The organism is Streptomyces sindenensis (genome assembly GCF_014649035.1).
Taxonomy (GTDB): domain Bacteria; phylum Actinomycetota; class Actinomycetes; order Streptomycetales; family Streptomycetaceae; genus Streptomyces; species Streptomyces sindenensis.
In genome coordinates, this window is sequence record NZ_BMSG01000001.1 from 465199 (window position 1) to 486963 (window position 21765).

Below are 21765 nucleotides of genomic sequence, written 5' to 3' on the forward strand. Positions count from 1 at the left end.
AACCCCGGCTCGTCGCGCGGCCGATGACCAGTCGGCTCACTCTGTACTGCGCCCGGCCTTCCAAAAACGTCACACCTGGTCGCGCGGACTGCCTGCTGGAACCCGAAACCGCAGGTCAGCGGGTCAGTACGGTGGCCGCACCGCTGCTCTGCGAGAGGGGCGGAATCTCGGCGTCCGCCCCCGTGCCGGCCTCCGTCCCCGGAGTCTCGGCGGCGCGCGGTACGGGGTGGAAGGAGACGGGCGGCAGTGAGCCGCCGTCACCCGGCCCGCTCTGACCGCCGTCGTCGTCGCCGTCGCCGTCACCACCGGAGCCGCCGTTCCCGCCACCGGAGCCGCCGTCCCCGCCGCCGCTGCCGCCGTTCCCGTCGAGGAGGCGGTCGCAGAAGCGTTCCAGGTTCTTCTCGCCCTTGGCGAACTCGATCAGCTGGCGACGGCTGCGGTCGTCCAGCGTGCCCGCGCGGAAGGCCTTGCAGGCCCTGACGGACTTCTCGTGCCAGTTGCCCGAGTCCGTGTCGCCGCCGGAGCCGCCGGGCCGGTCGTCCCGCCCGGTGCCGCCCCCGGTGGTCTCCTCCCGGCCGTCGCCGCCAGGACGGTCCGGGGTGTCCGGGCGGCCGGTGCCGGACTCCCGGCCGGGGTCGACGGTCCGCGCGCCGTCGGACTCCTCGGGTCCGCTGGATTCGCGGACCGTGGGCGAGGAGGTGGCCTCCGGCTCGGCGGGCGAGGACGGGTCCACCGGGGCCGACGGGTCGTCGACGGAGTCGTTGGAGATCAGCGGGCCCGGGGTCACGGCGGCCGATACGGAGCTGGCCGGCGTGGGCAATCCCTGCCCGCCGAAGGTTCCGGTGAACACGCCCGTACCGGCGGCGACCGCGACCCCGCCGAGCGCACAGCCCGCGAGCGAGGCCACCAGACCGAAGCGGACCGGCCGGCTCCAGCGCGGGCGGCGGGCCGGAGCGGCGGGGGCGGAGCCGAGCCGGACGGTGTGCAGCTGGCCGGGGCGGCCGGGGACGGCGGCGCGGCCGGCGAGCCGGTCCGCACCGCTGCCGTGGCCGGCCTGCCGGAACGCGGCGAGGACGGCGTCCTCACCGGGGAGTTCGCCTGCCGGGGCCCGCAGCCCCGCGCGCGCCACGCCGAGCGCTTCGGCGAGCCGGAAGGCCTCGGCACGGGCCTCGTCGCCGACGGGCACGACCGGTTCGCCGCGGAGAAGCTTCTCCGCGGCGTCCTTGTCAAGCCACTCGTAGTGCTCGTCGGCCATCACATGTCCTTCTGCGTCCACGGTCGCGAATGCGTCACACCGGGAGTGACCACGGCAGGTGCCGCCGGACCGCCTCGGCCGGGCCGCTGGGAGGGCACGGCCCCGAGCCCGGCGCCGCCCGCGTCCTTCCCGCCGTCCTGGGCGGGGGGCCGGTCCGCGGTGCCGTCCGGGGCGAACCCTCCGTCGCCGTCCGCCAGGGGCGCCGGGAGCTGCCCGTCGGCGCCGAGGAGTTCGGCCAGTCGCTTGAGGCCGCGGTGGGCGGCGGTGCGCACGGCTCCGGGCCGCTTGCCCAGGGTCTGCGCCGCGCTCTTCGCGTCGAGCCCGACGACCACCCGCAGGACGACGGCCTCGGCCTGGTCCCGCGGCAGCTGGGCGATGAGGGACATGGTGCGGTCGGTGTCCAGGGCCTCGATCGCGTCGCTCGCGGTGTCGGACTCGGCCGCGCGCGTGGTCAGCTCGGTCTCGTCGCCGCCGATCGCGGGGCGGCGGCTGCGCATCCGCAGATGGTCGAGAGAACGGTTGCGCGCGATCCTGGCGGCCCAGCCCCGGAACCGGTCGGCGTCACCGCTGAACCGGTCGAGGTCGCGCGCTATCTGCAGCCACGCCTCGGACGCCACGTCCTCGGCGTCCGGCTCCCCGACCAGCGTCCGTATGTAGCTCAACAACCGCGGGTGCACTGTGCGGTACACAGCACGGAAGGCGTCCTCGTCCCCGTCCTGAGCCGCGAGCACCGCGGCAGTCAGCTCCGCGTCGTCCCCCAGCACTCCCTCAACCCGCCCTGCCGTTCTGAATCGCAGCTGGTCAACTGCTGCGCAACCCTGCGCGAATGAGCACGCTACGTGCTCGGTGGGGGCCACGTCCATGACTTGTACAACTCGCAACAATTCGGCGGCCGCGCTTCCGGTGTGACAGAAAACGCAGTCATGGCGCTGAGATGAGTACGGGGTCGTGCTGCGACCCCGTGGAAGACGGCCGGGGCCTCTCCTGTGGGGGGTGGCGGCCCCGGTCGTCGCTCCCACCTTCGCCCCTCCGGCCTGCAGTTCTGTGGGCCGCCCACCCCTTCCGCGACCAACGGCGTGACCGACCCGCCGGTGCACGCGGTTCGCCCCGACCCGAGAGACCGCCCGGCGCGGGGCAGGCCCGGCGTGCCGCAGCCGCGGTTTCTCCGCGGGCGGGGCCCTGAGTTCGTCGGTCGGCGGTGTCAGCGGGCGTCGGTGGACGGGTCCTCGCCCTCCGCCGGTCCGATCCGGTCGGCGTCCTTCGACAGGGACCACGCGATCGCGAAGGTGAGGGCCGCCACGAGGGCATAGGAGAGGGACGCCGCCCAGGCGCTCATCGTGCTGTCCGAGCCCTTGGTGGGGAACCAGAACTCGGCCGTCGGGCCGTCGGCGACGAACGCCACGAGCGCCGCGACGGCGAGCCCCGCGAACCCGAGCGCGGGAACGCTGCAGACCAGCATCCATTTCCATCGTCGCTTCACGACACCCCCCTGTAGGTAGGGCTGCATGGTACGGGGCCCGGGCTGCCGCCCGGGACCGGTCCCCTCCCCGGCCACCCGCCCGCCCGGCGAACCCGGATGGGCCAGGTGGCCCATCCGGCCCTGTCGGGCCGCTCGGGAACGCTCACCGCGCGCTAACGTTCCGCCAGTTTGGCCCATAGTTCCACGAGGAGACTTGAGGACCGCATATGACAGTGCAGCCACGCGAGCAGTGGGCCACCCGGGCCGGCTTCCTGCTCGCCGCGATCGGCTCGGCCGTCGGACTCGGCAATATCTGGCGGTTCCCCGCGATCGCCTACGACAACGGCGGCGGAGCCTTTCTGCTGCCGTATCTCATCGCACTCCTGACAGCGGGCATCCCGCTCCTGATCATGGAGTACATCATCGGGCGGAAGTACCGGCTCTCGCCCCCGGCCGCGTTGCGCAGGATGGCCCGCCCCGCGGAGGCCATCGGATGGTGGCAGGTGGCGATCTCCTTCGTGATCGCCACGTACTACGCCGTCATCATCGCGTGGGCCGTCCGCTACGTGGGATTCTCCGTCGGACAGCAATGGGGTGACGATCCGGAGGCGTTCCTCTTCGGCGACTTCCTGCGGGCCCCCGACACCCCGGGGTTCCTGGACGGCTTCGTGCCGGGGGTGTTCTGGCCCCTCGTCGTCGTGTGGGTGGTCGTGCTGGGCGTCCTGGCCTTCGGGATCAGGCGGGGCATCGAGCGCGCCAACAAGGTCTTCATCCCGCTGCTCTTCGTCCTGTTCGCCGCGCTGGTGATCCGTGCGCTCACGCTGGACGGGGCGGCGACCGGACTCGACGCGCTCTTCACTCCCGACTGGTCGGAACTCGGCAACGGCAGCGTCTGGGTCGCCGCCTACGGACAGATCTTCTTCTCGCTGTCCATCGGTTTCGGCATCATGGTCACGTACGCGTCCTACCTGGGCCGCCGCGCCGACCTGACGGGCTCCGCGATGGTGGCGGGCTTCGCCAACAGCTCGTTCGAGATCCTGGCCGGCATCGGGGTCTTCGCCACTCTCGGCTATCTGGCGACCGCCTCGGGCGTCGGCGTCGACGAGGTCGTCGGCGCGGGCATCGGCCTGGCGTTCGTGGCCTTCCCCGCGGTGATCTCGGAGATGCCGTTCGGCGGCTTCTTCGGCATCCTGTTCTTCAGCTCGCTGGTGATCGCGGGACTTTCCTCGTTGATCTCCATCGTGCAGGTCGTCGTCTCCGCGGTGCAGGACCGGACCGGAATGCGCCGCAGGACCGCGGTCCTCGGTGTCGGTGGTCTGGTCGCGCTGGTGTCGCTCGTGCTGTTCCCCACCGAGTCCGGCATCTACCTGCTGGACGCGTCCGACCACTTCATCAACCAGTACGGCATCGCGCTCGCGGCCCTGGTCGGCCTGATCGTGATCGTCTGGGTGCTGCGGCAGCTTCCCAGCCTCCAGGCGAACGCCGACGCCACCTCCGCGGTGCGGCTCGGCCACTGGTGGCGCATCTGCCTCGGCGTGATCACGCCGGTGGTCCTGGGCTGGATGATGGTCGACAGCCTGCGCACCGAGTTCCAGGAGAACTACGAGGGCTACTCCACCGGGTTCCTGCTCTCGGCGGGCTGGAGCGTCGCCATCGGAGCGCTCCTGGTCGGGGTGATCCTCTCGTTCATGCCGTGGCCGGCCGGTGGCGAGGACATCGACCTGGACATGGAGTCGCCCGCGGACCGGAAGGAGCGCTGATGTCCACCAGCGCCATCATCATGATGATCATCGCCATTCTCATCGTCTGGGGTGGACTCATCACGGCCATCCTCCGGCTGCGGAGCCATCCTCAGCCGGAGGAGGACCTGCCGCCGGGCGCCCACCGGGCGGAGTGATCCGGCGCCGTGCCGGCCGGTGGACGGGCCGGCACGGCGCCCCCCTCGCGGGCGAGGCGAGGCGAGGCGGGGTGCCGGGCGGCGGGGCGGGCCGGCACGGCCGTCGGCCCCGTCGCGCCGGCCCGTCGACCCCGTCGCGCCGGCCCGTGGGGGCCGGCCCCGCGCCCCACATGATCCGGACACGCGGGCTTCGGCCCCGGGCCGTGTCCTGACCCCGGTGACGGGGGCCGACCCGGAATACTGAGCGTCATGGTCGGCCAACTCCGCGACAGGGTCCTGCCGACCCGTCAGCGCCGCGGTATCGAAGAACTCCAGCAGGACCTGGACCTCTCGTCGGGCGACAGCCAGGCGAAGCGTTCGGCCTTCTGGACCATGCTCACCCTCTCGTCCGTCATCGCGGCGGGCGGCATCCTGACGGACTCCACCGCGACCGTCATCGGCGCGATGATCATCGCGCCGCTCTCCACCCCGATCATGGGGATCGCCCTCGGCGCCGTGCAGCGCCGACGCACCAGCGCCCTGTCCTACGTGGTGCTCGGGTGCCTGCTGGTGATCCTGGTGGGCGTCGTGGCGTCGGTGGCCGTACCCCGCTCGTACGACCTGCTGACCAACGACCAGATCTCCGGCCGTACGTCGCCGGGCCTCCTCGACCTGGTCTCCGCGGTGGCCACCGGTTTCGCCGGGGCTGTGGCTCTCGCCCGCAAGGACGTCGCCGCCGTGCTGCCCGGAGTGGCCATCGCCATCTCCCTCGTCCCGCCCCTCGTGGTCACCGGTGTCTGCGCGGGCGAGGCGCAGTGGTGGCTTGCCTCGGGAGCCCTGGTCCTCTTCCTGTCCAACCTCGTGGCGCTCGTCTTCGCGGGCATGGTCGTGTTCGCCTCGCTCGGCTACACCGGGGCGGCCGGAGCACGCACCGGGCGAGCGGGGCGTCGCGCCTATCTCATGCTCGGGCTGCTCTTCCTGGCCGTCCTGCTGCCCCTGGCGGCGAACACGGTGACGACCGTGCTGCTCAACGCCTGGACGGTCCGGACGAAGGAAGCCGCGGAGGACTGGCTGAAGCAGAGCCCGGGGTCGACGGTCACCAGCGTCGACGCCCGGTCCAGGACCCTGTACGTCCATGTGCGGGGCCCGGAGGAGCTGCCTCCGATCGAGGGGCTGCTCCGCGACCTCGCGGGCCGGATCCCCGACGGCGTTCCCATCGTGGTCGACACCACACGGGGCCGGCAGATCGCCGCCGGCAAGGTCGGCGACCAGGAGCCCTGAACACTCCCGAGGGCCGACGCGGATGACGCGCAGCGGACGGATCGGCCCGAGCCGGGGGCACGGGCCGGTCGACGGTCGGCGCAGACTGCCCGGAGGCACGGGCCGGTAGGCGGTCGGCGGTCGACGGTCGGTGCAGACTGCCCGGGCGCTCAGGGCCGGGTGGGCGAGGAGGGCCCGGGGACCTCCGGAACGGACGGCCGGGAGGAGGGTGCCAGGTTCGCCATCTCGGCTCTCAGCGCGGCGACTTCCACGGTCAGGGCCTCAAGGAGCGCTGTCTGCCTCATCTCCTCGGCGTTGTCCCGTTCGAAGCGGGAGATGAACCACGCGGCGATGTTCGCCGTCACGACACCGAGCAGAGCGATGCCGGACAGCATCAGCCCCACGGCGAGCAGCCGGCCGAGCCCGGTGGTCGGTGCGAGGTCCCCGTACCCCACGGTCGTCATGGTGGTGAAGGACCACCACACCGCGTCCCCGATCGTCCGGATGTTGCCGTCCGGCGCTTCCCGTTCCACCTGGAGCACCGCGAGTGACCCGAACATCATGAGGCCCATGACGGAACCGGCGACGTAGACGGTCAGGGTGATCTGCGGCGCGTTGCGGGCCCTTCGTCCCAGCAACACCAGCGTGGAGACCAGCCGCAGCAGCCGGAGGGGCTGGACGAGCGGCAGGATGACCGCCAGCAGGTCCAGCGGATGGCCGCGGACGAAGGCCCACTTCTGCCGCGTGAGCAGCAGCCGCGTCACGTAGTCGCCGGCGAAGGCCGCCCACACCGCCCACTCGACCGCCCGGCAGACTGTGTGGACCCAGGTGGATGCGTCCGGGGCCAGGACGGGCACCGCGAAGGCGACGGCGAAGCACGCGGCGAGGAGCAGCAGCGGGGTCCGCGTGCGCCGCTCCCATTCGTCCACCTTGATTCGATCCTTCATACGAGCATCGCAGGAGCCGGCGAGGAGGCGTCGCGTCGGCGCCCGGGCCGGGGCCCGGGCGCCGTACGGGCGTGCGTGCCGGACGTCACACGGCAGACGGCAGTTCGACGACAGGGCCTAGGAGTGCTCGGTCAGCCCCCTGAGCGCTGTGTTCAGCTCCAAGACGTTCACCCGCGGCTCCCCCAGGAAACCGAGCAGCCGGCCGGTGGTGTGGTCGGCGACGAGGGCCCTGACCTTCCGCACGTCGAGGCCGTTCCTGTCCGCGACCCGGTGGACCTGGAGCTTCGCGTACGCCGGAGAGATGTGCGGGTCCAGGCCGGAGCCGGAGGACGTGACGGCGTCGGGCGGGACGTCGGCGGGGTTCACCTCGTACGTCGCGGTCGTGTTGTCCTTGACCACGGCTGCCCTGGCGTCCTTCACCCACCGGATCAGCTCCTCGTTGTCGCCGGAGCGGTTGGTGGCGCCGGAGAGGAGCAGGGCGTACTGGGTGTTGACGCTGTTGGTGCCGAGGCCGTTGGACGGGCGGGGCTGGAACCACCTCAGGTCGGCGGCGGGGGCTTCCTCCCCGTCCTTCGGCGGGAGGTCGTACCGCTGGCCGATGAGCGAGGAGCCCACGACCCGGCCGTGCGGGTCCTTGATCTCGGAGCCGTTGGCCCGGTCGTGGAAGAGGGCCTGGGCGGCGCCGGTGACGGCCAGGGGGTAGGCGACCCCGCAGACCAGCGTGAGGACGAGCAGGGCTCGCAGGCCCGCGCCGAGTACGCGCGCGGTACTGCCGACGGTGTTGTTGGTCATGGCGGATCAGCCGATTCCGGGGATGAGGGTCAGGATCAGGTCGATGAGCTTGATACCGATGAACGGGGCGACGAGGCCGCCGAGTCCGTACAGGCCGAGGTTGCGGCGCAGCATCCGGTCGGCGCTCACGGGGCGGTAGCGCACGCCCTTGAGGGCGAGCGGTACCAGCGCGACGATGATCAGCGCGTTGAAGATGACGGCCGAGAGGATCGCGGACTCGGGCGAGGTCAGGCCCATGATGTTCAGCTTGTCCAGCGACGGGTACGCCACGGCGAACATGGCGGGGATGATCGCGAAGTACTTCGCGACGTCGTTGGCGATGGAGAAGGTGGTGAGGGCTCCCCGGGTGATGAGGAGCTGCTTGCCGATCTCGACGATCTCGATGAGTTTGGTGGGGTTGGAGTCGAGGTCCACCATGTTCCCGGCCTCCTTGGCGGCCGAGGTTCCGGTGTTCATCGCGACGCCGACGTCGGCCTGGGCCAGGGCGGGGGCGTCGTTGGTGCCGTCGCCCGTCATCGCGACGAGCTGGCCGGCGGCCTGTTCCCGCTTGATGAGGGCCATCTTGTCCTCGGGCGTCGCCTCGGCCAGGAAGTCGTCGACCCCCGCTTCCTCGGCGATCGCCTTGGCGGTCAGCGGGTTGTCGCCCGTGATCATGACCGTGCGGATGCCCATCCGGCGCAGTTCACCGAACCGTTCCCGCATGCCCTCCTTCACCACGTCCTTGAGGTGGATCAACCCAAGGACGCGGGCCCCGTCCGCGTCCTGGACGGCCACCAGCAGCGGTGTACCGCCGGCCCGGGCGATCTCGTCCGTGAGCGCCGCCGCGTCCTCGGGGACCCGGCCGCCCCGCTCCTTCACCCAGGCGAGGACCGAACCGGTCGCCCCCTTGCGGACCTTGCGGCCGCCCAGGTCGACGCCCGACATCCGGGTCTGCGCGGTGAACTCCACCCACGCGGCGCCCGTCAGCTCGCCCTGGTCCCGTTCCCGCAGCCCGTACGTCTTCTTCGCGAGCACCACGATCGACCGGCCCTCCGGGGTCTCGTCGGCGAGCGAGGAGAGCTGGGCGGCGTCGGCCAGGTCCGCTTCCGTCACGCCCGCGACCGGGACGAACGCGGCCGCCTGGCGGTTGCCGAGGGTGATCGTGCCGGTCTTGTCGAGGAGCAGGGTGGAGACATCGCCCGCCGCCTCGACCGCGCGGCCGGACATGGCCAGGACGTTGCGCTGGACGAGCCGGTCCATCCCGGCGATACCGATCGCGGACAGCAGCGCCCCGATCGTGGTGGGGATCAGGCAGACCAGCAGGGCGGCGAGCACGATCAGCGAGGTCTGGTCGTCGGCGCCCGCGTGGATCGCGAACGGCTTCAGGGTGACCACGGCCAGCAGAAAGACGATCGTGAGGGACGCCAGCAGGATGGTCAGGGCGATCTCGTTGGGCGTCTTCTGCCGGGCGGCGCCCTCGACCAGGCCGATCATCCGGTCGATGAAGGTCTCGCCCGGCCTGGTGGTGATCCTGATGACGACGCGGTCGGACAGCACTTTCGTACCGCCGGTGACGGCCGAGCGGTCGCCGCCGGACTCCCGGATGACCGGAGCCGATTCGCCGGTGATCGCGGACTCGTCGACCGAGGCGACGCCTTCGACCACGTCCCCGTCGCCGGGGACGATGTCACCGGCCTCGCAGACCACCAGGTCGCCGATGCGCAGATCCGTTCCGGCGACCCGTTCCTCCTTGCCGCCGGCGAGGCGGCGGGCGACGGTGTCGGTCCTGGCCCTGCGCAACGTGTCGGCCTGCGCCTTGCCCCGGCCCTCGGCGACCGCCTCAGCGAGGTTGGCGAAGACCGTGGTCAGCCAGAGCCAGCCGGTGATCGCCCAGCCGAACCAGTCGGCCGGGTCGCTGAGCGCGAGCACGGTGGTGACCACCGAGCCGGCCAGCACGACGAACATCACCGGTGACTGCACCATCACGCGCGGGTCGAGCTTGCGCAGCGCGTCCGGGAACGACTTCAGGAGCTGCTTCGGGTCGAAGAGTCCGCTGCCGATCCGGTCGGCCCTCCCGTGCCCGCCGGCCGGCGGGAGGTCTCCGTGCGGAGCGCGCGTGGGGGTGGGGGTGATGGTGCTCATGAGGCGAGCCCTTCGGCGAGCGGGCCCAGCGCCAGGGCCGGGAAGTAGGTGAGTCCGGTGATGATGAGGATGGTGCCGACGAGCAGCCCCGCGTAGAGGGGCTTGTCGGTGCGCAGCGTGCCCGCGGTCTCGGGCACCGGTCGCTGCTCGGCGAGCGAGCCCGCCAGGGCGAGGACGAACACCATCGGCAGGAACCGGCCGAGCAGTATCGCGATGCCGATGGTCGTGTTGAACCACGGGGTGTCGGCGTCGAGCCCGGCGAAGGCGGAGCCGTTGTTGTTCGCGCCGGAGGTGTAGGCGTACAGGATCTCGGAGAAGCCGTGCGCGCCGGAGTTCGTCATCGAGTCGGCGGGGGCCGGCAGGGCCACGGCGACCGCGGTGAAGCCGAGCACAAGCGCCGGGGTGACGAGGATGTAGCAGGCGGCGAGCTTGATCTGGCGGGTGCCGATCTTCTTGCCGAGGTACTCCGGGGTGCGTCCGACCATCAGCCCGGCGATGAACACCGCGATGACCGCCATGATCAGCATGCCGTAGAGGCCGGAGCCGACGCCGCCGGGAGCGATCTCGCCGAGCTGCATGCCGAGCAGGGTGATGCCGCCGCCGAAGCCGGTGTACGAGGAGTGGAAGGAGTTCACCGCGCCGGTCGAGGTCAGCGTCGTGGCGACCGCGAAGATCGACGAGCCGGCGATCCCGAAGCGGGTCTCCTTGCCCTCCATGGCCCCGCCCGCGATCTCGAACGCCGGGCCCCGGTGGGCGAACTCGGTCCACATCATCAGGGCGGTGAAGCCGATCCAGATGACGGCCATCGCGCCGAGGATCGCGTACCCCTGCCGCAGCGATCCGGCCATCCGGCCGAAGGTCCGCGTCAGCGCGAACGGGATCAGCAGGATGAGGAAGATCTCGAAGAGGTTGGAGAGGGGGTTCGGGTTCTCGAAGGGGTGGGCGGAGTTGGCGTTGAAGTAGCCGCCGCCGTTGGTACCCAGCTCCTTGATGGCCTCCTGGGAGGCGACCGCGCCGCCGTTCCACTCCTGTGTGCCGCCCGTGAACTGGCCGACCTGGTGGATGCCCGAGAAGTTCTGGATCGCGCCGCAGGCGACCAGGACGAGCGCGCCGATCACCGAGATCGGGAGCAGGACGCGGACGGTGCCGCGGACGAGGTCGGCCCAGAAGTTGCCGAGTTCACCGGTACGGGAGCGGGCGAAACCCCGTACGAGCGCCACCGCCACGGCCATGCCGACCGCCGCGGACAGGAAGTTCTGCACCGCGAGGCCGCCGGTCTGTACGACGTGGCCCATGGCCTGTTCGCCGGAGTACGACTGCCAGTTGGTGTTGGCGACGAAGGAAGCGGCGGTGTTGAACGCCTGGTCCGGGTCGATCGAGGAAAAGCCGAGCGAGCCGGGCATTGAACCTTGTATCCGTTGCAGCAGATACAGAAAGAGCACGCTCGCCGCCGAAAAGGCGAGAACTCCGCGCAGATAGGAGGGCCAGCGCATTTCGGCGGCTGGATTGACGCCGATGGCTCGGTAGATCCACTTCTCCGGCCTGGAGTGCTTATCGGAGGAGTAGACCTTCGCCATGTGGTCGCCCAACGGCCGGCAGGCCAGGGCGAGGGCGGCTATCAGGGCTGTGAGCTGGAGAAGTCCAGCAGCCTGGGGACTCATCTCGGTGCTCAGAACCTCTCCGGGTAAAGGAGGGCCAGCACGAGATATCCGAGCAGGCAGACGGCGACGACGAGGCCGATGGCATTCTCGGCGGTCATACTCTGGTCACCGCCCGGGCAATGAGAGCCACCAGCGCGAATATCGCGATCGTGGTGGCGACGAAGGCCAGGTCGGCCATCGTGAACTCCTGAGGATGCGAGGAAGTGGATCAGCCGTTCGGCCGATACGAGCAAACCTCGAATTCACCCCGGGGCGAGCCGCCTTGACGGGGTCCATATGAAGGCGATGCCGCCTTTGACGGCCGCCTGACGCCCTCTTGACGCGCGCCTGACGCCGTGGGACGTGCGGGCGGGCCGGGCGCGGTGACCGGGGGTTTTCGGACTTTCGCAGGTGATTTCCCGACGGTGCACGGTGTGCCGCGCCCCTCCCCTCCTAAGCTCTACACATCTGTAGACCTACTGGGAAAAGGGGAACGCACGTGGCTTCGATCGACCTGGACAAGGTGCTCGACAAGGCGTGGGCCGACAAGAGCGTGCCCGAGGTGCTGGCGGCGCCGGTGTCCGCGCTCAAGGGCGTCTCGGACCGTCAGGCCGGCCTGCTCAAGGAGGCGTTCGGCGTGGTGACGGTCGCGGACCTCGCCGCGCTGAAGTACGTCGGGTGGGCGCAGGCCCTGGCGGCGCTGGACTCGGCGAAGTAACACCCGGTCGATGCCTGCGGCGTACGGGTGTCGCGGACGGGCTCGTCCGTGACACCCGTACCGCTCACGGAGAGGGGTCTCAGCCCCGGCCCCGGCTCCCGGCTCCCGGCCCTCAGCCCCGTCCGCGCGCCCGCCGCGACATCACCGCGCGCAGCACCCGGCGGCCCTCCGTGGACAGGTCCAGCGCTTCGCGGAGGCCGGCGCCGCTGCCCGCCGTGCCGGTGGTCTCCGCCAGGATCTCCAGGATCCGGACCTGCCGCTGAAGCTCCCCCGCCACCAGCGGGCCCACGGCGGCGGGTTCACCGCTGCGGGCCGCCTTGAGCAGGCCCTCCTCGTCCGGCGGCACCTCCCCTCCCGGGGCGTCGAACCGGCCGTGGACCCGGAGCGCGACCAGTGAGCAGGCGTCGGCCCACTCCCGCAGCGGTACGGCGGCGAAGTCGGAGGGGGCCGCGCCGAGCACGGCCCGTACGAGCTCGGCCGGGCCGTCGGGGACCGACGCCTGGTCCACCGCCGTCCGCGCCGCCGCGAGCCGGATGGCCCAATCCTGTCCGTTCCCGCAGCTCGCCCAGAGCGGGCGCAAGGGCTCCGCGTCCGGCCCCGCGAGCGGCGGCAGGCAGCGTTCCAAGCAGGCCACGGCACCGGCGGCCAGCGCGCGTTCGTCGGCGCGTTCGATCAGTTCCAGCAGACTCATCGACGTCTCCCTCGGTCTACCGGATACTGCGCCGAATGGCTGAAAATCGTCACTTTGGCGCGGGTGTCACCGGTGTGCCCCCCGGGGCCGGAGCCGACGCCGGGACGTCGAGCGCCCTTCCGTGCAGGGCCCGCTCGACCTGCATCCCGGTCACGGCGCGGACGTAGAGGATGGCGAGGACGGCGGCGACGATGTCCACCGCGTCGGAGGCGGCCACCAGGCCCCCGGCCCGCACGAGCCCCTCCGGACCCTCGGCCTGCTCCCACAGGCGCTCGGCGACCCGGGTGAAGAGGAGGCTCACGACCCACGCGCCCCACCAGAGGTTGAGCGGGGTCCGGGGAACCGTGCGCCAGCCCCCGTCCGGGCGGGTCTGCGCGCTGGCCTCCCACACGCCGCTCGCGACGCGGTAGGGGAACCAGAAGTTGGCCACGGGGACGAACCAGCCGCCCACCGCCCAGCCCGGGCCCATGCGCTGCACGGAGGGATCGAAGACCTCGGCGTTCCGGCGGGTCCGGTGGAACCAGATGATGAAGACGACGCCGGTGGCCAGCAGCATCACGCCCTGGGAGAGGGCCGCGATGCCGTACAGCGTCTCGGCCGTGTCGCCGTCCCGGCCGTAGATGTCCATGGAGCCGTCCGTCACCAGCCCCTGCCAGAGGGCCCGCAGACGCAGTCCGGTGCCGATGGCGAACAGGTCGGTGGCGATCACCAGGCCGAGCAGCGCCGTCACCGCCCGGGCGAGACCGACGGGCGAACGCGGCCAGGTGGCGACCCCCCAGCCCCCGGGCCCGGCGACCGGGGCCGTCAGGCCGTCCGGCAGCGGGGGCCGGGTGCCCGAGCAGAAGGTGCACAGGCCGTCGTCGGTGACGGCCGTTCTGATACGGCAACGGGTACAGAGCACGAAGAAGTCCCCCCGGGACGCGATGTGGGTGCACGGCCCCGCCTCCCTCCCCAGGAGCGCGCGGCCGGCGCTGCGCAGGCCGGCGGCTGCCGGGCTGTCCGTCCCGCATCTTCGCAGGTGGGGGCGGGGGGACAGCCTTTTCAGCGGCGGCCCGTGCTCGCGCTCGCGCTCAGCCCGCGCTGCCGGTCCGCTCCGCCAGCTCCTGGAACCGCGCCCAGCTGAGCGCGGGCTTCCGCGGGTCCCAGACCTTCTGCGCGGTCGCCACCAGCGGCATCCTGATGCCCTCCGCCACCTGCTGCGTCGTCTGCGCGTTCGGCAGGTCGCCCCAGACGGCGAACCGGCCGCCGAGGATCTGCGGGGAATAGCGCTCGGCCACGGGTTCGGTGCCGCGCAGGACCAGCGGGGTCCACTGCTCGTAGATCCGCTCGCCGGTCGGGTAGACGAACTCGTTGGGCTCGCCGAGCACGTAGTAGAGGAACTCGTCGTTGAGGTTCAGCATCTTGTAGCCCTCGGCGAGGTACTCCTGCGGCGGGCGGGCGCCGATCTCCTTGCCCGTCCAGTACTCGATCTCGATGTTCTCGTCGGCCTTGACCTTCGTGCCGCGGAACAGCCCGTCGTTCCAGGCCTTCGCGGTCCGGCCCTTGGGGACGACGACGTCCGCGCGGTCGTTCAGCCAGCTGGTGGCCAGGTCCTCGATGGTGGCGTCGGCGCCGTGCCGCTCCTCGGCGGCCCGCTGGAGCTGGGGGTAGGAGGCGGCGGGGTTCCGGACGGTCAGCGCCTGGTACTCGTCCGCGCCGAGGTGCCAGAAGCGGCCCGGGAACAGCTCGGTGTACTCCTCCAGGAGTTCGTCGATGAGCTTGGCCGCGGCCGGCTTGGAGATGTCGATGGAGCCCTTCGACTCGACGCCCGCGGTGTTGCGCAGCTGGAGGGCGGGGTGGGCGGCCAGCACCGCGCCGAGGTGTCCGGGCGAGTCGATCTCGGGGACGACCTCGATGTGCCGGCTGTTGGCAAGGCCGACGATGCGGCGGACCTCGTCCTGGGTGAGGGCCTCGTCGGAGACCACCTCGGGGTGGGACTTCGACTCGATGCGGAAGGCCTGGTCGTCGGAGAAGTGCAGGCCGAGCTGGTTGAGCTTGAGGTCGCCCATCTCGCGTATGCGGTCCTCTATCCACTCCGCGCTGTAGTGCTTGCGCGCGATGTCGAGGTTGAGCCCGCGCTGCGGCCGGTCCGGCCGGTCGTTGACGACGCCCTCGGGAAACGTGCCGTCCGCCTTGAGCGACTGCTTGAGCGTACGGGTGCCGTAGAAGACGCCCGACTCGTCGGGGCCGGTGATCTTCACCTTCCGGTCGCGCACGGTGAGCGTGTAGGACTCGGCGGGGCCCGCGTCCTTGGCGCCGAGCGCCAGCTCGACGTCGCCCGCCCTCGCCGGCCCGGCGCCCCGGTAGCGGATCTTCAGCTCCTTGGCGAGGAGCTCCGCCTCGTCGGCGAGCACCTGGCTGCCCTTGGCGATGACGACGGTACTGTCCTTGCCCGGCCGCCAGCCGGGCCCCCGGGCCGCGGTGTGCTCGCGCACCGCGGGGATCACGCTCGGCGCGCTGGACATCGGGTAGCTGCGGGAGGGCGACGGGGCGGCCTCGGCGGAGGTTCCGGAGGGCGACGCCGTGTCACCGGACGGTCCGCTGCCGGATCCGTCCGGCCAGACGACGACGGTGAGGACGACGGCGGCTGCGGCCGTGACAGCCGCGCCGGTGACAAGGGCACCACGCGTGGGCGACATCGGGCGGATTCCTCCGTTGAGGGGTCAAGGGCGAGTGAAACGAGTGAATAGGGTGCAAGGCTGACATTTCTGCCGCGACCTCGCCCATCGAGGACGGCGGGCGGCCGGACGGAACCCCCGGCCGACGCAGGTCAGGCGTCCATCACACGTTCCGAAACCCTCCCGTTCGGGTGATTCTTCTGCGGCCCGTCGGACGGTCGCCGACCGGTCTCGTTAGCGTTGCGGCACATTCGTCTCCCTCTTCACTCCCACCCCGCGCAACCTCCTTGCGCTCCCGCCTGTCTTTCAGGACGGAAGACCTTCGCGTACCCCTGCGGGCCCTTCGCGGGGTCACAGGGCCCCACCGGGTCACAGCTGTCATTGATACGAGGAGTCCACGCTGTCCAGGTCCAGCGAGTCCCCCGCCGGCCTGCCGAAGCGATCCGCGCCCCCGGCCGACCGGTCGGCCGTGCCCGTGCAGCCGCGCCACCCGGTCCCGGCCGACGCCCCGGCCGACGCCCTGGGGGCGCCGCCCGCCGACGGAGCGCCGGTCGATCATGCCGCCGGCCTGGCCCATTTCAACAGCCTCCCCTTCGCCGCCGCCGAGGCGGCCTTCCTGGAGTGCTGCGGCAGTCTGCGCTGGGCCCACCGGATGGCCGCCCACCGCCCCTACCCCGATCTGGGCGCTCTACTGGCCGCGTCCGACGAGGCGGGTTACGACCTCGCCGCCGGCGACATCGCCGAGGCCCTGGCCGCCGAGCCCGCCCCCTGCCTGCACCACGACGCGCCCCGCGCCGCCCATCTGGCGCTGCGGGCCGCGCACGCGGCGTACGAGAGCAGGTTCGGCCACACCTTCGTGATCTGCCTGGACGCCCACGGGCCCTCCCAGCACGTGGACCAGGTGCTGGCCGGGATCCGGGTCCGGATGGAGCACGACGTGGACGAGGAGCGGGCGGTGACCGCCGAGGAGCTGCGCCGACTCGCCCGGCGCCGGATCGTCGAGCTGATGACCGCGGACCGTGGGCGGAACGAGCCGCTCTAGCCCGTACGTGCCTGTTTGATTGCCACTTTGATCACACCAGAGCCCCCCGCGCGAACGAACCGACAAAGCGTCGCTACGATGGCCGGGGCCGGTGGACCGTACCCGGCCGGGTCAGACCGACAGTCAAGCCGGCCGACCCCAATCCCCGCTCCCGGAGGGTTCTTCCGTGCCGGCTGGAACGCTGTACCGCGGCCGGGAAGGCATGTGGTCCTGGGTGGCTCATCGAGTCACCGGTGTCCTCATTTTCTTCTTCCTGTTCGTACATGTCCTGGACACCGCACTCGTCCGCGTCTCCCCCGAGGCCTACGACGACGTCGTGGCCACGTACAAGACGCCGATCGTCGCGCTCCTCGAATACGGCCTGGTGGCCGCGATTCTCTTCCACGCGCTGAACGGTCTCCGGATCATCGCCGTGGACTTCTGGGCCAAGGGCCCACGCCTCCAGAAGCAGATGCTCTGGACCGTGCTGGGCATCTGGATCGTGCTGATGGTCGGGGCCCTGTACCCCGTCCTCGGTCACGCCGTACGCGACGTCTTCGGGAGCTGAGGCCCATGTCCAGCGAGACTTCTTCCGCAGCCGCGATCGGCGATGTCGAGGGCGTGAGCCTCTACGACGCCGACAACCCGGCCCCGGTGATCGAGCCCCCGCGCAAGCGCACGAGCAAGACACCCAAGGCCTCGCGCGGCAACTTCGAGATGTACGCCTGGCTCTTCATGCGCCTGTCGGGCATCCTCCTGACCGTCCTCGTCATCGGTCACCTGCTGATCCAGCTGGTGCTCGACGGCGGCGTCTCCAAGATCGGCTTCGCCTTCGTGGCGGGCCGCTGGGCCTCGCCGTTCTGGCAGGCCTGGGACCTGATCATGCTGTGGCTCGCCATGCTCCACGGCGGCAACGGCCTGCGCACGGTCATCAACGACTACGCCGAACGGGACAACACCCGCTTCTGGCTGAAGATGCTCCTGTACACCGCCACGGTGTTCACCGTCCTGCTGGGCACGCTGGTGATCTTCACCTTCGACCCGAACATTCGCTAGGCGCCGGGACAGAGGGACCAGAGGAAACCATGCAGATCCACAAGTACGACACCGTCATCGTCGGCGCCGGCGGCGCCGGCATGCGCGCGGCCATCGAGGCCACCAAGCGCAGCCGTACCGCCGTGCTCACGAAGCTCTACCCCACCCGCTCCCACACGGGCGCGGCGCAGGGCGGCATGGCCGCCGCGCTCGCCAACGTGGAGGAGGACAACTGGGAGTGGCACACCTTCGACACGATCAAGGGCGGCGACTACCTGGTCGACCAGGACGCCGCCGAGATCCTGGCGAAGGAGGCCATCGACGCCGTCCTCGACCTGGAGAAGATGGGCCTGCCGTTCGGCCGCACGCCCGAGGGCAAGATCGACCAGCGCCGCTTCGGTGGTCACACCCGCAGCCATGGTGAGGCCCCGGTCCGTCGCGCCTGTTACTCGGGCGACCGCACCGGCCACATGATCCTGCAGACGCTGTACCAGAACTGCGTCAAGGAGGGCGTGGAGTTCTTCAACGAGTTCTACGTCCTGGACCAGCTGATCACCGAGGTCGACGGGGTCAAGAAGTCCGCCGGCGTCGTCGCGTACGAGCTGGCGACCGGCGAGATCCACGTCTTCCAGGCGAAGTCGGTCGTCTACGCGTCCGGCGGCACCGGCAAGTTCTTCAAGGTGACGTCCAACGCCCACACCCTGACCGGTGACGGCCAGGCCGCCTGCTACCGGCGCGGGCTGCCGCTGGAGGACATGGAGTTCTTCCAGTTCCACCCGACGGGCATCTGGCGCATGGGCATCCTGCTGACGGAGGGCGCCCGTGGTGAGGGCGGCATCCTCCGCAACAAGGACGGCGAGCGCTTCATGGAGAAGTACGCGCCCGTCATGAAGGACCTCGCGTCCCGTGACGTCGTCTCCCGCTCCATCTACACGGAGATCCGTGAGGGCCGCGGCTGCGGTCCCGCCGGCGACCACGTCTACCTGGACCTCACCCACCTGCCGCCGGAGCAGCTGGACGCCAAGCTCCCGGACATCACCGAGTTCGCGCGGACGTACCTCGGCATCGAGCCCTACACGGACCCGATCCCGATCCAGCCGACCGCGCACTACGCCATGGGCGGCATCCCGACCAACGTCGAGGGCGAGGTGCTGGCCGACAACACCACCGTGGTCCCGGGCCTGTACGCCGCCGGCGAGGTCGCCTGTGTCTCGGTGCACGGCGCCAACCGCCTCGGCACCAACTCGCTGCTCGACATCAACGTCTTCGGACGGCGTTCGGGCATCGCCGCCGCCGAGTACTCCGTGAAGAACGACTTCGTCGAGCTTCCCGAGAACCCGGCCCAGCTGGTCCAGGACCAGGTCGAGCGGCTGCGCAACTCGACGGGCACCGAGCGGGTCGCCGAGCTGCGCACGGAGCTGCAGGAGTGCATGGACGCCAACGTGATGGTGTTCCGCACCGAGCAGACCATCAAGACGGCGGTCGCCAAGATCGCCGAGCTGCGCGAGCGGTACCTCAACGTGTCGATCCAGGACAAGGGCAAGCGGTTCAACACCGACCTGCTGGAGGCCATCGAGCTGGGCAACCTGCTCGACCTGGCCGAGGTCATGGCGGTCTCCGCGCTCGCCCGCAAGGAGTCCCGCGGCGGTCACTACCGCGAGGACTACCCCAACCGCGACGACGTCAACTTCATGCGCCACACCATGGCGTACCGCGAGGTGGCCGCCGACGGCGCCGAGTCGATCCGGCTCGACTACAAGCCGGTCGTGACGACCCGCTACCAGCCGATGGAGCGTAAGTACTGATGGCTACCCCCACCCTGGACAAGACCGGCAACGCCGAGGCCGGCTTCGCCGACTCGCCGTTCATCACGGCCACGTTCCGGATCCGCCGCTTCAACCCCGAGGTGTCGGACGAGGTCCAGTGGCAGGACTTCCAGATCGAGATCGACCCGAAGGAGCGCGTCCTCGACGCCCTTCACAAGATCAAGTGGGAGCTCGACGGAACCCTGACGTTCCGCCGTTCCTGCGCGCACGGCATCTGTGGTTCCGACGCGATGCGGATCAACGGCAAGAACAGGCTCGCCTGCAAGACGCTGATCAAGGACATCAACCCGGACAAGCCGATCATGGTCGAGGCCATCAAGGGCCTCACGGTCCTCAAGGACCTCGTGGTCGACATGGACCCGTTCTTCCAGGCGTACCACGACGTCATGCCCTTCCTCATCACCAAGGGGAACGAGCCGACCCGCGAGCGTCTGCAGTCCCCCGAGGACCGCGAGCGGTTCGACGACACCACCAAGTGCATCCTGTGCGCCGCGTGCACGTCCTCGTGCCCGGTGTTCTGGAACGACGGCCAGTACTTCGGCCCGGCGGCGATCGTCAACGCGCACCGCTTCATCTTCGACTCGCGCGACGAGGCCGGAGAGCAGCGCCTGGAGATCCTCAACGACCGTGACGGTGTGTGGCGTTGCCGCACCACGTTCAACTGCACGGACGCCTGCCCGCGTGGCATCGAGGTCACCAAGGCGATCCAGGAGGTGAAGCGCGCGCTCATCACGCGTCGCTTCTGACCTTCCCGTAACTCCTGTTACGCCGACGAGCCCCGCCCCCGCAGCCTCACCGCTGCCGGAGGCGGGGCTTGTTGCTGCACCGGGCCCGCGCGGGCGGTACGGTTCAGCGGAGCTGAAGACCGAGAAGGAACGGGGATCGTCGTGAGCGAGCCGAATCCGTACGCGGACGACGCGTACAAGTGGGGCCCGCCCCAGCAGCCGGGCCACCAGCCCACCGTCGCGGACGGCCAGGCGTACGGCTATCCGAACCCGGGCGGCGCTCCGGCGTACGGCTATCCGCAGCCGCTGCCGGAGTCCGCGACCCAGCCGGGGCCCGGTTACGGCTACCCCCAGCACGGTCAGCCGACGATGCCCGGCCAGTACCTCCCGGTGCCGCAGGGCGTGCCGGGCCAGGGCGGTGGTGTGCCGGTGCTGTCGATCGGCGACATCACCGTGATGAACGACGCGATCGTCACCCCGTCCGGGTCGATGCCGCTCAAGGGCGCGGTCTGGACGGCCACGGACATGTCGCGCACGGAGGAGAAGATCCCGCCGCACGCGATCGTGCTGGCGATCATCTTCGCGCTGTTCTGCCTGATCGGTCTGCTGTTCCTGCTGATGAAGGAGAAGCGGACCACCGGTTTCGTGCAGGTCACGGTGACCAGCGGCGGCCGGCACCACTCCACGATGATCCCGGCGATGGGCCCGCACACCTTCCCGGCGATCATGGGCCAGCTCAACCAGGCCCGCTCCATGAGCATCTGAGACCCGGGTCCCGCTGATGGCACGTTTCACGCACACGGTCACCGTCACCGCTCTGGGCCGGAGCTGGTTCGAGGAGGCCGCCGGTGTTCTGGTGGACCTCCTGGACGCTTCCCGGGAGGGCCCGGGCGGATCGGTCGTGCTGGCGGACGGGCGGACGGTGGACGGCCTGCGGCTGCTGAAGGGACGTCATCTGCGGCCGGGGGCACGGTACGGGGAGGCCCCGCCACCGAAGGCCGAGGAGTCCGCCGGGGAGGCCCCGGTGGAGCCCGCGCAGGCCGCCGGGGAGGGCCCCGTGGAGCATGCGGGTGCAGGGGCGAGTGACTCCCCCGGTGCGCCCCAGGCCGTCGTCCTGCGCACCTGGCGGCCGTCGCACTCCGTCGAGGTGGAGAGCCTCGTCGAGGAGGACGGCGTGTCCCTGAAGGTGGGGCTGCGGCTGAGCGAGCCCCGTCGGCCCCGCGCGGTGGAGCTCTCCCTGGCGGGGCACAAACCCGGGGGCGGCTCGCTGTACCGCTTCTCGGGGCGCGGCAAGGCCGACCTGGCCGCCTGGTGGGCGGCGGTGGACCGGCTTCCCGCCGCACCCCCGGCCGCCCGGGCCCCGGTCTCCGGACGGGCGGTGCACCGGCTGGCCAGGGCCCGTCTCACCCTCACCCCGCGCCCGGCCGAGGACGGCTCCTGGCGGATCACCGTCGGGCTGAGCGTGCGCGGGCGGTGGCTGCTGCGGCCGGTGGGCGCGGTGGTCCTGTTCTTCGCCCGGGGGGCGATGGAGCGGGGCCTGCGGGAGGCGGCGGAGACCGCGGCCGGGGAGTGGAACGCGGCGCTCGCGGAGCTGACGCCGTTGCACGGCGAGGCGTTGCGCGCGGAGATCGCGGACGCGTTGACGGATCCGGACGGGGCCGCCGCCCTCTGACCCACCCCCGCAGACCCCTTCTTGAACATGTTCAAGAAGGGGTCTACAGTCATGCCCGAGAGCAGTTTTG

General features: G+C 71.0%; 22 protein-coding genes. 11 read left to right on the plus strand and 11 right to left on the minus strand.

All coding sequences use genetic code 11. From position 1 onward, the window contains the following. Positions 1–115 precede the first annotated feature (115 nt). From IE145_RS02065 to IE145_RS02075, 3 genes are all read right to left on the minus strand, one after another. Positions 116–1255, minus strand: a complete 1140-nt coding sequence (locus tag IE145_RS02065; protein ID WP_189518220.1) for a hypothetical protein — start codon at positions 1253–1255, stop codon at positions 116–118. Continuing rightward, a complete protein-coding gene (locus IE145_RS02070) occupies positions 1255–2019 on the minus strand; it encodes an RNA polymerase sigma factor (protein WP_189518222.1) in 765 nt (254 codons plus the stop codon). The genes IE145_RS02065 and IE145_RS02070 overlap by 1 nt, the downstream gene beginning before the upstream one ends. Positions 2020–2456: 437 nt before the next feature. Then, positions 2457–2714 carry a hypothetical protein gene (locus tag IE145_RS02075; RefSeq protein WP_189518224.1) on the minus strand — a complete coding sequence of 86 codons (258 nt, stop codon included), beginning with the start codon at positions 2712–2714 and terminating at the stop codon, positions 2457–2459. Positions 2715–2941: 227 nt separating this feature from the next. Here IE145_RS02075 and IE145_RS02080 point away from each other — a divergent pair, with 227 nt between their 5' ends. From IE145_RS02080 to IE145_RS02090, 3 genes are all read left to right on the plus strand, one after another. After that, on the plus strand, positions 2942–4474 hold the full coding sequence (locus tag IE145_RS02080) for a sodium-dependent transporter (RefSeq protein ID WP_189518226.1): 1533 nt from the start codon (positions 2942–2944) through the stop codon (positions 4472–4474). Then, positions 4474–4611, plus strand: coding sequence for a methionine/alanine import family NSS transporter small subunit (locus IE145_RS02085; protein ID WP_189518228.1), 138 nt, complete (start codon positions 4474–4476; stop codon positions 4609–4611). Before IE145_RS02080 ends, IE145_RS02085 begins: the two co-directional genes overlap by 1 nt. A 249-nt stretch (positions 4612–4860) precedes the next feature. Further along, the gene (locus IE145_RS02090; RefSeq protein WP_189518230.1) at positions 4861–5871 is read left to right on the plus strand and encodes a DUF389 domain-containing protein; all 1011 of its coding nucleotides are present in this window, start codon (positions 4861–4863) and stop codon (positions 5869–5871) included. 149 nt (positions 5872–6020) lie between these two features. Here the strand turns inward: IE145_RS02090 and IE145_RS02095 are convergent, their stop codons facing one another. From IE145_RS02095 to kdpF, 5 genes are all read right to left on the minus strand, one after another. Then, positions 6021–6797, minus strand: coding sequence for a potassium channel family protein (locus IE145_RS02095; RefSeq protein ID WP_189518232.1), 777 nt, complete (start codon positions 6795–6797; stop codon positions 6021–6023). Between the two features lie 117 nt (positions 6798–6914). Beyond that, positions 6915–7589 carry a potassium-transporting ATPase subunit C gene (locus IE145_RS02100; RefSeq protein ID WP_189518234.1) on the minus strand — a complete coding sequence of 225 codons (675 nt, stop codon included), beginning with the start codon at positions 7587–7589 and terminating at the stop codon, positions 6915–6917. Positions 7590–7595: 6 nt separating this feature from the next. Continuing rightward, complete coding sequence (gene kdpB, locus IE145_RS02105; protein ID WP_189518236.1) at positions 7596–9710, minus strand: potassium-transporting ATPase subunit KdpB; 2115 nt, start codon at positions 9708–9710, stop codon at positions 7596–7598. Further along, the gene (gene kdpA, locus IE145_RS02110) at positions 9707–11371 is read right to left on the minus strand and encodes a potassium-transporting ATPase subunit KdpA (RefSeq protein ID WP_189518237.1); all 1665 of its coding nucleotides are present in this window, start codon (positions 11369–11371) and stop codon (positions 9707–9709) included. Before kdpA ends, kdpB begins: the two co-directional genes overlap by 4 nt. Positions 11372–11379: 8 nt before the next feature. After that, the gene (gene kdpF / locus IE145_RS02115; protein ID WP_189518239.1) at positions 11380–11469 is read right to left on the minus strand and encodes a K(+)-transporting ATPase subunit F; all 90 of its coding nucleotides are present in this window, start codon (positions 11467–11469) and stop codon (positions 11380–11382) included. Between the two features lie 380 nt (positions 11470–11849). Here kdpF and IE145_RS02120 point away from each other — a divergent pair, with 380 nt between their 5' ends. Next, positions 11850–12068, plus strand: a complete 219-nt coding sequence (locus IE145_RS02120) for a hypothetical protein (protein ID WP_006127032.1) — start codon at positions 11850–11852, stop codon at positions 12066–12068. A 112-nt stretch (positions 12069–12180) separates the two neighbouring features. Here the strand turns inward: IE145_RS02120 and IE145_RS02125 are convergent, their stop codons facing one another. The 3 genes from IE145_RS02125 to IE145_RS02135 all read right to left on the minus strand — a co-directional run bounded on the left by IE145_RS02125 (position 12181) and on the right by IE145_RS02135 (position 15437). Continuing rightward, a complete protein-coding gene (locus IE145_RS02125; RefSeq protein WP_189518241.1) occupies positions 12181–12759 on the minus strand; it encodes a hypothetical protein in 579 nt (192 codons plus the stop codon). Positions 12760–12808: 49 nt separating this feature from the next. Continuing rightward, positions 12809–13660 (minus strand): DUF4328 domain-containing protein, encoded by an 852-nt coding sequence (locus IE145_RS02130; RefSeq protein ID WP_189518243.1) that lies wholly within the window; start codon positions 13658–13660, stop codon positions 12809–12811. A 169-nt stretch (positions 13661–13829) separates the two neighbouring features. Continuing rightward, positions 13830–15437: a beta-N-acetylhexosaminidase gene (locus tag IE145_RS02135; protein ID WP_189518245.1), complete on the minus strand. Its 1608-nt coding sequence runs from the start codon at positions 15435–15437 to the stop codon at positions 13830–13832. 448 nt (positions 15438–15885) lie between these two features. Between IE145_RS02135 and IE145_RS02140 the strand changes: the two genes are divergently transcribed. The 7 genes from IE145_RS02140 to IE145_RS02170 all read left to right on the plus strand — a co-directional run bounded on the left by IE145_RS02140 (position 15886) and on the right by IE145_RS02170 (position 21695). After that, positions 15886–16458 (plus strand): 2-oxo-4-hydroxy-4-carboxy-5-ureidoimidazoline decarboxylase, encoded by a 573-nt coding sequence (locus tag IE145_RS02140; RefSeq protein WP_189518247.1) that lies wholly within the window; start codon positions 15886–15888, stop codon positions 16456–16458. 166 nt (positions 16459–16624) lie between these two features. Further along, positions 16625–17005, plus strand: a complete 381-nt coding sequence (gene sdhC / locus IE145_RS02145) for a succinate dehydrogenase, cytochrome b556 subunit (RefSeq protein ID WP_006127027.1) — start codon at positions 16625–16627, stop codon at positions 17003–17005. 5 nt (positions 17006–17010) lie between these two features. Next, positions 17011–17493, plus strand: a complete 483-nt coding sequence (locus IE145_RS02150) for a succinate dehydrogenase hydrophobic membrane anchor subunit (protein ID WP_189518249.1) — start codon at positions 17011–17013, stop codon at positions 17491–17493. Between the two features lie 29 nt (positions 17494–17522). Next, entirely contained in the window at positions 17523–19277 is a 1755-nt protein-coding gene (gene sdhA / locus IE145_RS02155; RefSeq protein ID WP_189518251.1) for a succinate dehydrogenase flavoprotein subunit, read from the plus strand. Continuing rightward, positions 19277–20044 (plus strand): succinate dehydrogenase iron-sulfur subunit, encoded by a 768-nt coding sequence (locus tag IE145_RS02160; RefSeq protein WP_189518253.1) that lies wholly within the window; start codon positions 19277–19279, stop codon positions 20042–20044. Before sdhA ends, IE145_RS02160 begins: the two co-directional genes overlap by 1 nt. Before the next feature lie 141 nt (positions 20045–20185). Continuing rightward, positions 20186–20788 (plus strand): hypothetical protein, encoded by a 603-nt coding sequence (locus IE145_RS02165; RefSeq protein WP_189518255.1) that lies wholly within the window; start codon positions 20186–20188, stop codon positions 20786–20788. 16 nt (positions 20789–20804) lie between these two features. Then, the gene (locus IE145_RS02170; protein WP_189518257.1) at positions 20805–21695 is read left to right on the plus strand and encodes a hypothetical protein; all 891 of its coding nucleotides are present in this window, start codon (positions 20805–20807) and stop codon (positions 21693–21695) included. Positions 21696–21765 lie beyond the last annotated feature (70 nt).

Coding starts and splice junctions, on each gene's coding strand:
- IE145_RS02170 (WP_189518257.1), top strand. CDS start 20,805: ATGGCACGTTTCACGCACACGGTCACCGTCACCGCTCTGGGCCGGAGC.
- IE145_RS02080 (WP_189518226.1), top strand. CDS start 2,942: ATGACAGTGCAGCCACGCGAGCAGTGGGCCACCCGGGCCGGCTTCCTG.
- kdpA (WP_189518237.1), bottom strand. CDS start 11,371: ATGAGTCCCCAGGCTGCTGGACTTCTCCAGCTCACAGCCCTGATAGCC.
- IE145_RS02065 (WP_189518220.1), bottom strand. CDS start 1,255: ATGGCCGACGAGCACTACGAGTGGCTTGACAAGGACGCCGCGGAGAAG.
- IE145_RS02125 (WP_189518241.1), bottom strand. CDS start 12,759: ATGAGTCTGCTGGAACTGATCGAACGCGCCGACGAACGCGCGCTGGCC.
- IE145_RS02100 (WP_189518234.1), bottom strand. CDS start 7,589: ATGACCAACAACACCGTCGGCAGTACCGCGCGCGTACTCGGCGCGGGC.
- IE145_RS02095 (WP_189518232.1), bottom strand. CDS start 6,797: ATGAAGGATCGAATCAAGGTGGACGAATGGGAGCGGCGCACGCGGACC.
- IE145_RS02135 (WP_189518245.1), bottom strand. CDS start 15,437: ATGTCGCCCACGCGTGGTGCCCTTGTCACCGGCGCGGCTGTCACGGCC.
- sdhA (WP_189518251.1), top strand. CDS start 17,523: ATGCAGATCCACAAGTACGACACCGTCATCGTCGGCGCCGGCGGCGCC.
- IE145_RS02150 (WP_189518249.1), top strand. CDS start 17,011: ATGTCCAGCGAGACTTCTTCCGCAGCCGCGATCGGCGATGTCGAGGGC.
- IE145_RS02090 (WP_189518230.1), top strand. CDS start 4,861: ATGGTCGGCCAACTCCGCGACAGGGTCCTGCCGACCCGTCAGCGCCGC.
- kdpB (WP_189518236.1), bottom strand. CDS start 9,710: ATGAGCACCATCACCCCCACCCCCACGCGCGCTCCGCACGGAGACCTC.
- IE145_RS02085 (WP_189518228.1), top strand. CDS start 4,474: ATGTCCACCAGCGCCATCATCATGATGATCATCGCCATTCTCATCGTC.
- IE145_RS02160 (WP_189518253.1), top strand. CDS start 19,277: ATGGCTACCCCCACCCTGGACAAGACCGGCAACGCCGAGGCCGGCTTC.
- IE145_RS02075 (WP_189518224.1), bottom strand. CDS start 2,714: ATGCTGGTCTGCAGCGTTCCCGCGCTCGGGTTCGCGGGGCTCGCCGTC.
- kdpF (WP_189518239.1), bottom strand. CDS start 11,469: ATGACCGCCGAGAATGCCATCGGCCTCGTCGTCGCCGTCTGCCTGCTC.